General features: G+C 72.6%; 10 protein-coding genes and 1 pseudogene. 5 read left to right on the plus strand and 6 right to left on the minus strand.

What is annotated here, in order from left to right; translation table 11 throughout:
* On the minus strand, positions 1 to 858 hold an 858-nt coding region (locus ACVV2G_RS25520), incomplete at its 3' end, for an IS110 family transposase (RefSeq protein ID WP_453845108.1).
* Between the two features lie 419 nt (positions 859 to 1,277).
* Here ACVV2G_RS25520 and ACVV2G_RS25525 point away from each other — a divergent pair.
* The 3 genes from ACVV2G_RS25525 (at position 1,278) to ACVV2G_RS25535 (ending at position 4,847) form a co-directional block, all read left to right on the plus strand.
* Positions 1,278 to 2,147, plus strand: a complete 870-nt coding sequence (locus tag ACVV2G_RS25525; protein ID WP_453845109.1) for an SCO6745 family protein — start codon at positions 1,278 to 1,280, stop codon at positions 2,145 to 2,147.
* A 95-nt stretch (positions 2,148 to 2,242) separates the two neighbouring features.
* Positions 2,243 to 2,374, plus strand: coding sequence for an LPFR motif small protein (locus ACVV2G_RS25530; protein WP_010042827.1), 132 nt, complete (start codon positions 2,243 to 2,245; stop codon positions 2,372 to 2,374).
* A gap of 115 nt (positions 2,375 to 2,489) precedes the next feature.
* A complete protein-coding gene (locus ACVV2G_RS25535; RefSeq protein ID WP_453845110.1) occupies positions 2,490 to 4,847 on the plus strand; it encodes a Tex family protein in 2,358 nt (785 codons plus the stop codon).
* Positions 4,848 to 4,905: 58 nt separating this feature from the next.
* On the opposite strand, the gene ACVV2G_RS25540 is transcribed toward ACVV2G_RS25535, so the two are convergent.
* Positions 4,906 to 6,549 carry an ABC-F family ATP-binding cassette domain-containing protein gene (locus ACVV2G_RS25540; protein WP_453845198.1) on the minus strand — a complete coding sequence of 548 codons (1,644 nt, stop codon included), beginning with the start codon at positions 6,547 to 6,549 and terminating at the stop codon, positions 4,906 to 4,908.
* Positions 6,550 to 6,905: 356 nt separating this feature from the next.
* On the opposite strand from ACVV2G_RS25540, the gene ACVV2G_RS25545 reads away from it, so the two are divergent.
* The gene (locus ACVV2G_RS25545; RefSeq protein WP_453845111.1) at positions 6,906 to 7,859 is read left to right on the plus strand and encodes an FAD-dependent oxidoreductase; all 954 of its coding nucleotides are present in this window, start codon (positions 6,906 to 6,908) and stop codon (positions 7,857 to 7,859) included.
* Positions 7,860 to 8,122: 263 nt separating this feature from the next.
* Here the strand turns inward: ACVV2G_RS25545 and ACVV2G_RS25550 are convergent, their stop codons facing one another.
* The 3 genes and pseudogenes from ACVV2G_RS25550 to ACVV2G_RS25560 all read right to left on the minus strand — a co-directional run bounded on the left by ACVV2G_RS25550 (position 8,123) and on the right by ACVV2G_RS25560 (position 11,501).
* Positions 8,123 to 9,853, minus strand: a complete 1,731-nt coding sequence (locus ACVV2G_RS25550; RefSeq protein WP_453845112.1) for a BCCT family transporter — start codon at positions 9,851 to 9,853, stop codon at positions 8,123 to 8,125.
* 83 nt (positions 9,854 to 9,936) lie between these two features.
* Positions 9,937 to 10,461 (minus strand): annotated as a pseudogene (locus ACVV2G_RS25555) (carboxypeptidase); the annotation flags it as partial.
* A 134-nt stretch (positions 10,462 to 10,595) separates the two neighbouring features.
* Positions 10,596 to 11,501 carry an NADP-dependent oxidoreductase gene (locus ACVV2G_RS25560; RefSeq protein WP_453845199.1) on the minus strand — a complete coding sequence of 302 codons (906 nt, stop codon included), beginning with the start codon at positions 11,499 to 11,501 and terminating at the stop codon, positions 10,596 to 10,598.
* A gap of 305 nt (positions 11,502 to 11,806) precedes the next feature.
* Between ACVV2G_RS25560 and ACVV2G_RS25565 the strand changes: the two genes are divergently transcribed.
* A complete protein-coding gene (locus ACVV2G_RS25565) occupies positions 11,807 to 12,163 on the plus strand; it encodes a MerR family transcriptional regulator (protein ID WP_453845113.1) in 357 nt (118 codons plus the stop codon).
* 306 nt (positions 12,164 to 12,469) lie between these two features.
* Here ACVV2G_RS25565 and ACVV2G_RS25570 read toward each other — a convergent pair whose 3' ends face one another.
* Complete coding sequence (locus ACVV2G_RS25570; protein WP_453845114.1) at positions 12,470 to 14,428, minus strand: Xaa-Pro dipeptidyl-peptidase; 1,959 nt, start codon at positions 14,426 to 14,428, stop codon at positions 12,470 to 12,472.
* Positions 14,429 to 14,567: the final 139 nt, after the last annotated feature.

Raw genomic sequence — 14,567 nt, forward strand, 5'->3', positions numbered from 1 at the left:
GGTCCTGACGCCGACGCCGGGCATCGACGTCAGGACCGGGGAAAGAGGGTGGGCCTCCAGCAGGGCGTTGATCTGGGCTTCCAGAGCCCGGCGCTGGGTGTGGACGGCGGCGAGCGAGGCGGCCAGGGAGGGCACGACGATGTCGAGGGTGCCGGTGCCGGGCACGACGACGGTCTGCTCGTCGAGCGCGGCGAAGACGTCGTCGATCAGCCGGACGGCCATGCGTGGGGCTTTCGGTCGGATCAGGTCGACGAGTCTGCGGCGGCCGGCCTTGCGCAGGGCGGACGGGGAGCCGTAGCGCTCCAGCAGCCAGGTGACGGCCTGGTGGTCCAGGCGCGGGCCCAGGACGCGTTCAAGGCTGGGGTGGAACTGGGTGAGCAGGCCGCGTATCCGGTTGGAGGTGCGGGTGGCCTCGGCTGCGAGGTCCTGGTCGAAGCCGACGAGGACCGTGAGTTCGGCGGTGATCTCGTCGGTCAGTTCCAGGGACCGCAGGGTGTGCGGCATGGTGCGGGCCGCGTCCGCGATCACCGCGGCGTCCCTGGCGTCGGTCTTGGCCTCGCCCGGGTAGAGATCGGCGATCCGGCGCATCGCCAGTCCGGGCAGGTAGGCGACCTTGCAGCCCGCGTCCCGGGCCACGGTCAGGGGCAGGGCACCGATCGAGGCGGGCTGGTCCACGATCACCAGGACGGTGCCGAACTTCGCGGCCAGCTTGTCGAAGACGGCCCGCAGCTTCGGCTCGCTGTTGGGCAGCTGCTTGTCGAAGACCTTCTTCCCGGCCGGGGTGAGGCCGTGGCCGTGGTGAGTGGTCTTGCCGACGTCCAGGCCCAGGAACACGCCCACGTCTTCGGTGTCGAACATCGCGCCCTTCTCGGGGTGTCGAACGTGCCGGCCTCGGCAGTGGTGTCGTACTCGCGCATCCACGTTATGCAGACCTGCCGTCCGCGAACTGCCCGGCGTTGCGCCGGACCGGACGGTGGCCGGACCTCTGATCAGCGTCTCCGACGGCACCTCCCGGGCCCGGTGACACCACCCCCCAGGTCATCCGTCCGACAGGGGGCAAAAGTCATGCCGGACCCGGAGGCCAGCGGCCCCGTTGCGGGACCGCGGAAAACATAACGGGGGCGATGGGGCCGGAGGGTGCGGAATCACTCGGTGGGTGCTGGACGCAAGCGGCGCCGGTACGCGGCCGGGGCGGTGCGGAGGGCCCTGCCGGCGGCGCGGCGCATGGCCTCCGGGGGGTCCGGAGGACGTACTGAGCGGTTGGTAACGTGCGGAGCATGACAACTGCCGCCCTCGACCCACGCGCCGGCCGCCGCTGCCACAACGCGCTCAACACGCTGCACTCGACGCACTACTTCTCGCCCGACCTGGGCCGGGAACTGGGTGCCGTCGGGATCACCGACCCCCGGGCCGTGAATTTCGCGGCACGCGCCGCCGCGCTGGGACCGGTCGGCGCCGGCGCGGTGACGGCGACCTTCTACAACTACAAGCACGACCTCGTCGCCCGGCACGTGCCGGCGGTGTGGGAGACCGCCGCGCCGCAGCAGGTACTGGCCGCCCGCCTGCGTGCCGTGGACGCGACGCTGCGCCGGCTGCTGGGCGAGGAGACCGTGGCCTCCCCGGAGATGTCGGAGGCGGCCGGGCTGGCGCTGCGCGCCGCCGAGGGCTGCACGCGCTGCGCCCGCCCGTTGTACTCGGCCCACGCCGACCTGCCCGTGCCGAAGGCTCCGCACCTGGCCTACTGGCACGCGGCGACCCTGCTGCGCGAGCACCGGGGCGACGGCCACCTCGCCGTGCTGGCGGCCGCGGGCCTCGACGGCCTGGAGGCGCTGGTGACGCACACCGCGACCGGCAAGGGCATGGCGCCGAAGTGGGTCCTCAGCACCCGTGGCTGGACCCGCCGGGAGTGGAACGCGGCGGCGGACCGGCTGCGCGGGCGCGGGCTGATCGACGAGGCCGGAGAGCTGACCGGGGCGGGCGCGGCGCTGCGCGACGACATCGAGCGGGAGACGGACCGGCTGGACGCCGCCCCCTACGCGCACCTGGGCGCGGAGGGCGTGGCGCGGCTGACGGGACTCGCAACGGCGTTCGCGCGTACGGCACTCGGCGCGGGCGCCTTCCCCGCGGACCTGCTCGGGAAGGCGTGAACGCCGGTCCGGACACGCGGCGGGGCATGTCCGGCCGCCGACGAGGTACCCGTACTGTCCCGGCCGGAGGGGCCGGGAGAGGAAAGGGGCTGTTCGTGTTCCGTGCCATTGCAGACGTCCTGCGCCAGATCGGTGGCGCCATCGCCACCGTCGTGACGCTTCCGTTCCGGGCCCTGGCCCGGCTCTTCGGCGGAGCCTCGTCCTCCACCCGCAGCCGCAGGGTCTGACCACGGACCCGGTACCGGCGGTCCCGACCCGGCCCAGGTGGCGCCCTGATCCCCGATCTGCGGCGCCACCTGCCACAATTGCCGCGCAACCTCTGTGAGAAGGCGGTACGGGATCGTGACGACACCCGGGTCCAGCGCGTCCAGCGACGTGAGGTCCATCGAGAGCAGGATCGCCGAGGAGCTCGGCGTACGGGAGCGGCAGGTGCGGGCCGCGGTGGAGCTGCTCGACGGCGGCTCGACGGTGCCCTTCATCGCCCGCTACCGCAAGGAAGCGACCGAGATGCTCGACGACGCGCAGCTGCGCACGCTCGAGGAGCGGCTGCGCTATCTGCGGGAGCTGGAGGACCGCCGCACGGCGATCCTCGACTCGGTGCGCGAGCAGGGCAAGCTCACCGAGGAGCTGGAGGCGCGCATCCGCGACGCGGAGACCAAGGCGCGCCTGGAGGACATCTACCTGCCGTTCAAGCCCAAGCGGCGTACGAAGGCGCAGATCGCGCGGGAGGCGGGCCTGGAGCCGCTGGCCGAGGGCCTGCTGGGCGACCCGTCGGTGGACCCGCTCGCCGCGGCGTCCGCCTTCGTCGACGCCGACAGGGGTGTGGCCGATCCGCAGGCCGCCCTGGACGGGGCGCGCTCGATTCTCACGGAACGGTTCTCCGAGGACGCCGACCTGATCGGCGAGCTGCGCGAGCGGATGTGGGGTCGCGGGCGGCTCGCCGCCAAGGTGAAGGAGGGCAAGGAGGAGGCCGGCGCCAAGTTCGCCGACTACTTCGACTTCGCCGAGCCGTTCACCGACCTGCCCTCGCACCGGGTCCTCGCGATGCTCCGCGGTGAGAAGGAGGGCGTCCTCGATCTCGTCCTGGAGCCCGAGGAGGCCACCGACGGCCCGTCGTCCTACGAGGGGATCGTGGCGAGCCGGTTCGGGATCGCCCACCGCGGCCGGCCGGGTGACAAGTGGCTCGCGGACACCGTCCGCTGGGCCTGGCGCACCCGCATCCTGGTGCACCTCGGCATCGACCTGAGGCTGCGGCTGCGCACGGCCGCCGAGGACGAGGCGGTGAACGTCTTCGCCGCCAACCTGCGCGACCTGCTGCTGGCCGCGCCGGCGGGCACCCGTGCGACGCTCGGCCTGGACCCGGGTTTCCGTACGGGCGTGAAGGTCGCCGTGGTCGACGCGACCGGCAAGGTCGTGGCCACGGACGTGATCCACCCGCACGTCCCGGCCAACCGCTGGGACGAGGCGATCGCCAGGCTGGCGCGGCTCGCCCGGGAGCACGCGGTCGAGCTGGTGGCCATCGGCAACGGTACGGCGTCCCGCGAGACCGACAAGCTCGCCGGCGAACTCATCGCCAGGCACCCGGAGCTGAAGCTCACCAAGGTGATGGTGTCCGAGGCGGGCGCCTCCGTGTACTCCGCCTCCGCCTTCGCCTCCCAGGAACTGCCGGACATGGACGTCTCGCTGCGCGGCGCGGTGTCGATCGCCCGCCGGCTGCAGGACCCGCTGGCCGAGCTGGTGAAGATCGACCCGAAGTCGATCGGGGTCGGCCAGTACCAGCACGACCTGTCCGAGGTGAAGCTGTCCCGCTCCCTGGACGCGGTGGTGGAGGACTGTGTGAACGGCGTGGGCGTGGACGTCAACACGGCGTCGGCCCCCCTGCTCTCCCGGGTGTCCGGCATCACCTCGGGGCTGGCCGAGAACATCGTCGCGCACCGGGACGGCAACGGGCCGTTCACGTCGCGGACCGAGCTGAAGAAGGTGTCGCGGCTCGGCCCGAAGGCCTACGAGCAGTGCGCGGGCTTCCTGCGGATCAGGGGCGGCAGCGACCCGCTGGACGCCTCCAGCGTGCACCCCGAGGCGTACCCCGTGGTGCGCCGGATGGTGAAGACCGCCGGGCAGGAGGTGGCCGGCCTGATCGGCAACACGTCCGTGCTGCGCTCGCTGAAGCCGGCGGACTTCGTGGACGAGGCGTTCGGTCTGCCGACGGTCACCGACATTCTCAAAGAGCTGGAGAAGCCCGGACGCGACCCGCGGCCGGCGTTCCGGACGGCCACCTTCAAGGAGGGCGTGGAGAAGATCTCCGACCTGTCCTCCGGGATGGTGCTGGAGGGTGTCGTGACGAACGTCGCGGCGTTCGGGGCGTTCGTGGACGTCGGCGTGCACCAGGACGGCCTGGTGCACGTGTCCGCGATGTCGAAGAACTTCGTGAAGGACCCGCGGGACGTGGTGAAGCCCGGCGACATCGTGCGCGTGAAGGTGATGGACGTCGACATCCCGCGCAAGCGGATCTCGTTGACGCTGCGGCTGGACGACGAAGCCGCTCCGCAGGGCGAGCAGAAGCGGGAGCGCGGGGGACGGCCGCCCAAGCAGCGGCAGCAGCGTCAGCCCGCCGGAGGGAAGAGCCGGCCGGCATCGGCCGGGTCCGCTTCCGCCGACGGGGCGATGGCCGACGCGCTGCGGCGGGCCGGGCTGGCGTAGGCGCTCGGCGTGCTGGCGTAGGCGCTCGACGTGGTGGTGGGGGCGGGGGCGGGCTGGGTCACGCCGGCGCCTCCGTCACCTTGCCGTCCGCCACCTCCAGGCGGCGGGTCACGCGCACCGAGTCCAGCATGCGCCGGTCGTGGGTGATCAGCAGGAGCGTTCCCTCGTAGGCGTCCAGAGCCGATTCCAGCTGCTCGATGGCCGGCAGGTCCAGGTGGTTGGTCGGCTCGTCCAGGACGAGGAGGTTCACGCCCCTGCCCTGGAGCAGGGCCAGCGCGGCCCTCGTGCGCTCGCCCGGGGAGAGGGTCGACGCCGGGCGTACGACGTGGTCCGCCTTGAGCCCGAACTTGGCCAGGAGGGTGCGGATCTCGGCCGGTTCGGTCTCCGGGGCCGCCGTGCGGAAGGCGTCGAGCAGGGCCTCCCGACCGTAGAACAGCTTGCGGGCCTGGTCGACCTCGCCGAGCAGGACCCCGGAGCCGAGGGCCGCGTGTCCGGCGTCGAGCGGGACGCGGCCCAGAAGGGCGGCGAGCAGCGTGGACTTGCCCGTGCCGTTGGCTCCCGTCACCGCCACCCGGTCCGCCCAGTCGACCTGGAGGGAGACCGGGCCGAGGACGAAGTCGCCCCGGCGGACCTCGGCGTCGCGCAGGGTGGCCACCACCGCGCCCGAGCGGGGCGCCGAGGCGATCTCCATGCGCAGGTCCCACTCCTTGCGCGGTTCCTCGACGACGTCCAGGCGCTCGATCATGCGCTGGGTCTGGCGGGCCTTGGCGGCCTGCTTCTCGCTGGCCTCGCTGCGGAACTTGCGGCCGATCTTGTCGTTGTCGCTCGCCTTGCGCCGGGCGTTCTTCACGCCCTTGTCCATCCAGGTGCGCTGCATCTGGGCCCGGTCCTGGAGGGCCGTGCGCTTGTCGGCGTACTCCTCGTACTCGTCGCGGGCGTGCCGGCGGGCCACCTCGCGTTCCTCCAGGTACGCCTCGTAGCCGCCGCCGTAGAGGTTGATCTGCCGCTGGGCGAGGTCGAGTTCGAGGACCTTGGTGACGGTGCGGGCGAGGAACTCGCGGTCGTGGCTGACGACGACGGTGCCGGCCCGCAGGCCGGACACGAAGCGTTCGAGGCGTTCCAGACCGTCCAGGTCGAGGTCGTTGGTGGGCTCGTCCAGGAGGAAGACGTCGTAGCGGGACAGGAGGAGGGAGGCGAGGCCGGCCCGTGCCGCCTGGCCGCCGGACAGCGATGTCATCGGCTGGTCCAGGTCCACCGTCAGGCCCAGCGCTCCGGCGGTCTCCTCGGCGCGGTCGTCGAGGTCGGCGCCGCCCAGCGCGAGCCAGCGCTCCAGGCCGGTCGCGTAGGCGTCGTCGGCGCCGGGCGCGCCGTCGACCAGCGCCTGGGTGGCCTCGTCCATGGCGCTCTGGGCCTCGGTGACGCCGGTGCGGCGGGCCAGGAAGGCGCGGACCGTCTCACCGGGCCGGCGCTCCGGCTCCTGCGGGAGGTGGCCGACGGTGGCGGTCGGCGGGGACAGACGCAGTTCGCCCTGTTCCGGCGCGGTCAGCCCGGCGAGCATCCGCAGGAGGGTGGACTTGCCCGCGCCGTTGGCCCCGACGAGTCCGATCACGTCGCCGGGGGCGACGACGAGGTCGAGCCCGGTGAACAGGGAGCGGTCGCCGTGGCCGGCGGCGAGGTTCTTGGCGACGAGGGTGGCAGTCATCAGACCGTCGATCCTAGCGGCGGTCCGCGTCCCGTTCGGCCGGGTTCCCCGTGCGTCACCGCCGCCGCCCGTACGCGCCCCGGTGCCCGCGTCACCAGGCAGGGCGCCCCCTGCACCGTCCTGGTCCCGGTGCCTGCGGGGCACGGAGGCGGAACAGCGGAGGACGTCCGTCGACACCAAGTCCACGAAGTCCACGCAGTAGAGGGGGTGGGCCTGGTGGGCGCCGCCGGCGAGGACTCCCTTGGCCCGCATCGCCGGGGCCGGCCCGAAGACCGCGTACCCGACAGCCACGCGGTGCGTCTTCCCGGCGCGGGGCGGGTCTGTCACGGCGGGACGTGTTCGACTACGGTCCCCGTGTGGAACGCGGACGAGGTGACGACATCGTCGTCGTCGGCGGCGGGGTGATCGGGCTGACGACGGCCGTCGTTCTCGCCGAGCGCGGGCGGCGGGTACGGCTGTGGACGCGGGAGCCCGTCGAGCAGACCACCTCGGCGGTCGCGGGCGCGCTGTGGTGGCCGTACCGCGTCGAGCCGGTCGCCCTGGCGCGTGCGTGGGCGCTGCGCTCGCTCGACGTGTACGAGGACCTGGCGGTGCGGCCCGAGGAGAGCGGCGTCCGCATGGCCGAGGGGGTGCTGGGCGAGACCGGCCTGGACGCGGTGGACACGTGGGCGGCGGCGCGGCTGCCGGGGCTGCGGGCGGCGACCGCGCGGGAGTACGGCGGCACGGGGCTGTGGGCGCGTCTGCCGCTCATCGACATGTCGACTCACCTGGCGTATCTGCGGGCGCGGTTGGTGGCGGCGGGCGGCGTGGTGGAGACCCGCGCGGTGACCGCTCTGGCGGAGGCCGGGGCGCCGGTGGTCGTCAACTGCACGGGGCTGGGGGCCCGGAAGCTGGTGCCGGACGCATCGGTGCGTCCGGTGCGCGGACAGCTGGTCGTCGTGGAGAACCCCGGCATCCGGACCTGGATGGTCTCCACCGACCCCGTCTCCGGGGAGATGGCGTACTTCTTCCCGCACCCCGGCCGGCTGGTCCTCGGCGGCACGGCGGAGGAGGACGCCTGGTCGCCCGAGCCGGACCCCGCGGTCGCGGACGCGATCGTGCGGCGGTGCGCGGCGCTGCGCCCCGAGATAGCCGGGGCGCGGGTCCTGGGCCACCTGGTGGGGCTGCGCCCGGCACGGGAGGCGGTACGGCTGGAGCGCGAGGCGCTGCCGGACGGGAGGCTGCTGGTGCACAACTACGGGCACGGCGGCGGGGGCGCCACCGTGGCCTGGGGCTGTGCACGGGAGGCCGCCGACCTGGCCTCCCGCTGACCATCGACAGCGGACAGCGGACAGCGGACAGCGGACTATGGGCTATGGGCTGTGCGGGCTGCGGGCTGCGGGCTGCGGGCTGCGGGCTGCGGGCTGCGGGCTGCGCAGTGTCGTTCGGCGCTGACGGTGGAGGGCCGGCACGCGTGTGCGTGCCGGCCCTCCACCGGTCCCTGACTCCCGGCCGGCCCCCGCCGCCGGGGAGCGGCCCCGGCGTTCGGGTCAGTGGCGCTCGGCGACCGGCCCGGCGGTGCCTGCCGACCGGGTCAGTGGTGCTTGCCGATCGGGTCGCCCTCCACGTCCGTGCCGGGACCGGGGCCGATGCGGATCTCGAAGTCGCCCTCGTACTGCTTGTGGCCCTCGACGACGGCCAGCTCCACGGCTTCGGAGGCCATCTCGCCGCGCACGATCAGGGGGTCGCGGCGCAGATCGCGCATGAGGGCGACGCACATGCCGATCATCACGACGACGAAGGGTGCCGCCGCGAGGATCGTGAGGTTCTGCAGACCGGTCAGCGCGTCTCCCCCGCCGCTGCCGACCAGGAGCATGATGGCGGCGACCGCTCCGGTCACCACGCCCCAGAACACCACCACCCAACGGCTGGGTTCCAGCGCGCCCTTCTGCGAGAGGGTGCCCATCACGATGGAGGCCGCGTCGGCGCCCGACACGAAGAAGATGGCGACGAGGATCATCACCAGCAGGCTGGTGACGGTGGCGATGGGGTACTCCTGGAGCACGGCGAAGAGCCGGCCCTCCGGCGTGGTCTCGTCGCCGAGCCGGTTCTGCTCCTGGAGCCGCATCGCCGAACCGCCGAAGATCGCGAACCAGATCAGGCTGACGGTGCTGGGGACGAGGATGACACCGCCGATGAACTGACGGATGGTCCGGCCCCGGCTGATGCGGGCGATGAACATACCGACGAAGGGTGTCCAGGAGATCCACCACGCCCAGTAGAAGACGGTCCAGCTGCTCAGCCAGTCCGCCACGCCCTCGCCGCCGCTGATCTCCGTGCGGCCGGCCATCTCGGGCAGGTCGCCGAGGTAGGTGAAGACCGAGGTCGGCAGCAGGTCGAGGATGAGGATGGTCGGACCCGCGGCGAAGACGAACACCACGAGGAGCAGGGCCAGCACCATGTTGGTGTTGGACAGCCACTGGATGCCCTTCTCGACACCGGAGATCGCGGAGGCCACGAACGCCACGGTCAGCACCGCGATGATGCCGACCAGCAGGCCGCTGCTCACCTTGTCCATCCAGTCGAGCTTCTCGATGCCGGAGCCGATCTGCAGGGCGCCGAGGCCGAGCGAGGCGGCGGAGCCGAAGACCGTCGCGATGATGGCCAGGATGTCGATGACCCGGCCGCTGACGCCGTTGGCGTGCTTCTCGCCGATGAGCGGGGTGAACACGGCGCTGATGGTCTGGCGGCGCCGCCTGCGGAAGGTGCTGTAGGCGATGCCGAGGCCGACCACCGCGTAGATCGCCCACGGGTGGAGGGTCCAGTGGAACAGGGTGGTGGCCATGGCCGTCGCCATGCGGTCACCGGTGTCGGCGGGGCTGGTGCCCGGCGGAGCGGTGTCGAAGTGCGCCAGCGGCTCGCTGACGCCCCAGAACATCAGACCGATGCCCATGCCCGCACTGAACATCATGGCGACCCAGGACACCGTGCGGAACTCGGGTTTCTCGCCCTCGGCACCGAGGTGGATGCGGCCGTAGCGGCTGGCCGCGAGCCAGAGGGCGAAGACGACGAATCCGGAGGCGGCCAGCACGAACGCCCAGCCGCCGTTGTGCATCAGGCCGCCGAGCATGGTGTCCGAAGCGTTCTCCAACGAGTCGGTGCCGGCGGCTCCCCAGATGACGAAGGCGAGGGTCAGGACGGCTGTGACGCCGAACACGATCCAGTCGGTACGGGGCTTGTGCTCCTGCCCCGGGAGGCCCGCTTCCGAGCCCGGCAGCGCACCTCTTTCCTGATGGTCCTTGTCGCTTGGTCGGTCCTGCGTCACAGGTGGCACCTTTCAAGTCGGTGAGGCTGGAAACAATCCTCCGCTACGCCCTTACCACGTGCGACGCAGAACTCACCTCTTGAGCAGCGGGTATCGGGTTCACCCGCCGTCAGGTGGTACGTCGCCCGCTCGTTCACGAGCAGCGGCACGAGGGCACGCAGTGGCTGGCACAGCGGTACGTAGGCGCCCTCCTCCCCGGTCCGGCGCGCTTGTACACCGTGGAGAGCCAGTTCGTCCCCGATCTCCTCGTACCGGGCGGGGCCGAGCCGGTGGCCGCAGGGCGGCTCCTGGATCACCTCTCCGGCTTCGGGCGGCTCGTTGTCCGCGCCGCCCGGGCACACGGGCCCGGTGTCGGCCAGGCCGGACCACCGGGCCGCTTCGGTGGCCGCCTCGATGCGTGCGCGTCGCTGGTCCGCGTGGTGAAGCAGGCCCTTCAGGGCCGCGAGCCGGGAATCCACCCGGCGCCGGTTGTCCGGGGCGTCGTCCGCGCCCTCTGCGTCCGTGAGGGCGTCGACGCGGCTCTCGATGAGCAGGCCGACCGACTGCTTCACGCCGCACGTGTTCCGCAGGATGCGCTCCTGGCCGTCTCCGGCGGTCCGCCTGACCGGGACGAGGTGCCCTGGAGATCGACCCGCTCCGGACCGCCCGTTCGCCGGTACCGATCGAGGCCACACGGGCCCCGCAGGCCCGCACGTTGCGGGTTACCCACCTCGTGGGCCTGTTCCGATACGGATCGGTCTGTTCAGATGCAGATCACGATCTTTCCTCGGGTGCGTCCGCGCTCGGCGCGCGCGTGGGCGTCGGCGATCCGCTCCAGGGGGAAGGCCTGGTCGACACGGGGCGTGTAGCGGCCTTGCCGGCCCAGTTCCGCCGCCGCGGACAGGAGGGTGGAATCGTTCTCCGCGTTGACCACATGCGTGCCCAGGCGCTGCCCGCCCGCATGGTCGGCGACCGTCGCGACGCGCTTCGGGTCACCTGTGATCGCGACGAGGTCGTCCAGCGATCCGGAGGCCGCGGTGTCGAGCGCGACGTCGACTCCGTGCGGGGCGAGAGCGGACAGACGCTGCGCGAGGCCGGGACCGTAGGTGGTGGGAACGGCGCCGAGTGCGGTGAGGAACTCGTGGTTGCGTTCACTGGCCGTCCCGATCACAGTGGCACCTTGCGCTACGGCGATCTCGACCGCCGCGCTGCCCACGCCACCGGCGGCGCCCTCGACGAGAAGCGTGCGCCCCGCAAGGGAGCCGAGCGCGTTCAGGCCGCCCATCGCGGTCACGGACGCGAGACCGGCACCAGCGGCCTGCTCGTCGTTCCACGTGTCGGGGGCGTGGGCCCAGGCCGAGAGGATGAGCAGCTCCGCGGTCGCCCCGGTGACACCGCCCAGCCCGAAGACACGGTCGCCGATGCTCACCCCCTGCACCCCGTCGCCGATCTCGTCGACCATCCCGACGCCGTCACGCCCGGGAATGGCGGGCAGCTCCAGCGGAATCAGCTGGTGCAGGGCGCCGGCGCGCAGCTTCCAGTCGATGGGATTGACGCCGGCCGCCGCGACGCGGACACGGACCTCACCGGGTCCGGGGTGCGGGTCGGGGGCCTGCTCGATCACCAGGCTCTCCGCTCCGCCGTATTCGTGGAACCGGGCTGCGCGCATCATGGTCTGCCTTACTTCGACGGGCCGGAATGACGTGTTCATCCGACGCTCGCCACCCTAAAACCTGACGTTGACGTGAGGTGCAAGCCGCACCTGCCGCCCGGCCGGAGGAGGGCGGGCGCGGATGGGTGAGGGGGCCGAGCGGGCGGGGCGAGCGTGGGGACCTGTGCCACTACTCGGTGCCGGCAACTACTCGGTGCCGGCAACGGTGCGATCGGCCCCCAGGGCTGCCCCCGGGGGCCGGTGTTGCTAGCCTGAATCTGACGTCGACGTGAGGTACGAGCGGGAGAGGAGTGACCTGCGTCATGCGCATCGGACAGCTCGCCAGGCGGTCCGGGGTCAGCGTGCGGGCCCTGCGCTACTACGAGGAACAGCGGCTTCTGGAATCGACGCGGACGCCCGGTGGCCAGCGTGACTATCCCGACGAAGCGCTGGAGCGGGTCCAGCTCATCCAGGACCTCTTCGCGGCAGGCCTCTCCAGCCGTACCGTCGTCGAACTCCTGCCGTGCGTGAGCACCGGCGTCGCGACCCCCGCCATGCTCGACCAGCTCGTCATCGAACGCGACCGCATCGCCGCACGCATCGAGGACCTGACCCGCGCCCGGGCCAAACTCGGCCGCGTGATCGAGAATGTGACCGCGGCGAACGTGGCGCGGGGCTGATCAACCGTTCGCGAGGGGTGGGGCCCCGGCCATGACCGGATCAGCCGCCGCAGCCTCTCCGACCGGACCACGTCCACGAGCGGACAGCAGGGGTCCGGGCGGCCGGCGGCTGGATCGACCACGCCATCGATGCCGGAGAGGCGGACGCCGGGCCGGCCCGCCTGCTGAAAGCAGGAGTAGCAGCACCTCTGCAGCGGCAAGACCCTTTCCGCTGGCGGCGTGGTGTGCGGCCACTGCGGCCGTGGCTCGCGGGGGCCGGCACGGAGTGGGGGGCCGCGGTGGTCACGGTGAGGGCGCCCAGGCGGTTCACCGGCCTCCCTCGGGGACGCGGTGGGTCGTGCGCGGCGCGGACACGCCGTCGAGGGGCGCGGGCGCGGGTGCGGCGGTCGCCGTACCGGCGGTGGCCCTGGCGAACGCGGCGGTGCCGCCGACGAACGGTACGCGTGCCGACGTGCGGGAGAGGTCCAGCGTGAGGGTCGGCGTGTCGGCGGGCGGGTCGATGAGGTCCTCGTCGGTGCCCGCGACGATCAGCGCGAGGCGGTGGCCGGCGGGGACGACGTGGTCGGTGGCCGCCAGGTCCAGGGTGAGGGTGTACGGCTTGCCCGGAGTGAGCGGACGCCCCCGCCACTTGGACGCGTGGAGGCCGAGGTCGGCCCAACCGCGGCTGACGACCGTGAAGTCCACGTCGGCCGTCTTCGCCGCCGTCTCCAGGTAGCAGGAGCTGTCACCCGGCGTGCTCGGGCCCCAGCAGGTGCGGTCGGTGAGGGTGCTGATGCCCTCGCCGGGGCCCGCGTAGTCGCGGATGGTGGCGGGGCCGAGGTCGACGAGTACGGCGGAGAGGTGGGCCGTCGGCGTGCTGGACCGCGCCGTGACGGTCACCTCGGAGGGGCCGGACAGGCGCAGGTCGCGGGTGAGCGGGCCGGTGACGAATCCGGCCTTGCCCGGCGTGGACTCGTCGATGTGCGCGGCCCAGTCCGTCTCGCCCAGCGCGGGGTCGTCGGTGAAGGTCTCGGTGCCGTGGTCGCGGCGCAGACCGAGGGTGCCGACGCCGGGCCGAGCGCCGTCGCCGGGGCGCAGGGTCGTGGTGGCCGTGGAGCGCGGCGGCCAGGTCCTCGACGTCTCCCACTGGCCGGGCCGGCGTTCGATGTCGGCCATGGGCTCGCGGTCGATGCCGTTGTCGTAGCCGAGGAGTTCGTGGTCGAACCAGCGGTGGAGGGTGTCGACCCACTCGGCGCGGCGGAAATCGAAGGGGTCGACGTGGCCGGTCTGGGAGAGCCAGATCTTGCGGTCGACGCCGTTCTTCGCGAGGGCGTTCCACCACGGTCCGACGTGCTGCATGCGGACGTTGAGGTCCTGCATGCCGTGGACGAGGAAGACGCTCGCCTTGACGTCGCCCGCGGCCTTGACGTAGTCGCGCTCGGTCCACAGCCCGGTCCAGTCGCCGGTGCGCGGGGCACCGTCGACGAGCCGTTGCTGGACGGGGTCGCACTGGGTGCGTGCGTCGGGGCTGTTGACGTAGTCGGACAGCCAGTCGGGGCCGGAGCCGTAGAGCGGGGCGCCCTGGCTGAAGTAGTAGTCGTACCAGGAGGAGATGGCGGCGATCGGGACGATGGTCTCCAGGCCCTCGACGCCGGTGGCGGCCACGCCGTTGGCGATGGTGCCGTCCCAGCTCTTGCCGATCATGCCCGTTCTGCCGTTGGTCCAGCTCGCGGCGGCGCGCTCGCCGCCGGTGCGGGTGGTGTACGCCTTCGCGCGGCCGTTCAGCCAGTCGACGACGGCCTTCGCGGACCGGATGTCGGAGCGTCCGCCGACGTCGACGCAGCCGTCGGAGCGGTTGGTGCCGGCCAGGTCGACGCCGACGAAGGCGTAGCCGCGCGGCACGAAGTAGTTGTCGTAGTACAGGGGCATCCGGTCGATGTCGCCGTCTGCGTCGTACGCCTTCTTCTGGCTCTCGTTGCCGCGCCCGCAGCAGGAGTAGTACGGGCTGGCGTCCATGATGACGGGGATCTTCCGGCCCTGCCGCGCGGGTTCGCGGGGGCGGACGATGTCGACGGCGACGCGGTCGTCCTCGCCGTCGCCGTCCCCGTCGTGCCCCGTGTCCACCCAGACGGCCTCGCGGACGGCGTCGTCGTAGGAGTGGACGGGTTCGCTCTGCCGCGGTGCGGGGTGGGCCGCCGCGACCGGCGTGAGGAAGGTTGCCAGGAGAGCGGCCGTGGCCGCCGTCGCGAGCGGTCTCCAGATCGTGAAGCGCATGCGTATCGGCATGCGCGGACGGTACATCGGTCAACTGCCGTGCAGAAGAGGGCCTTCGGTGACCCGGACGGCGGCGTCCCGCGCCCCCGGCCCCCGGCGACCCCCGCCACCGGTTCCGGCCGGCGGCGCGGCGCGGACGAGCCCTTCGTGC

The organism is Streptomyces sp. JK94, from assembly GCF_053613315.1.

Excerpts from the sequence above, each read along its gene's own strand:
- ACVV2G_RS25565 (WP_453845113.1), top strand. The coding sequence starts at position 11,807 with ATGCGCATCGGACAGCTCGCCAGGCGGTCCGGGGTCAGCGTGCGGGCC.
- ACVV2G_RS25525 (WP_453845109.1), top strand. The coding sequence starts at position 1,278 with ATGACAACTGCCGCCCTCGACCCACGCGCCGGCCGCCGCTGCCACAAC.
- ACVV2G_RS25560 (WP_453845199.1), bottom strand. The coding sequence starts at position 11,501 with ATGCGCGCAGCCCGGTTCCACGAATACGGCGGAGCGGAGAGCCTGGTG.
- ACVV2G_RS25540 (WP_453845198.1), bottom strand. The coding sequence starts at position 6,549 with ATGACTGCCACCCTCGTCGCCAAGAACCTCGCCGCCGGCCACGGCGAC.
- ACVV2G_RS25570 (WP_453845114.1), bottom strand. The coding sequence starts at position 14,428 with ATGCCGATACGCATGCGCTTCACGATCTGGAGACCGCTCGCGACGGCG.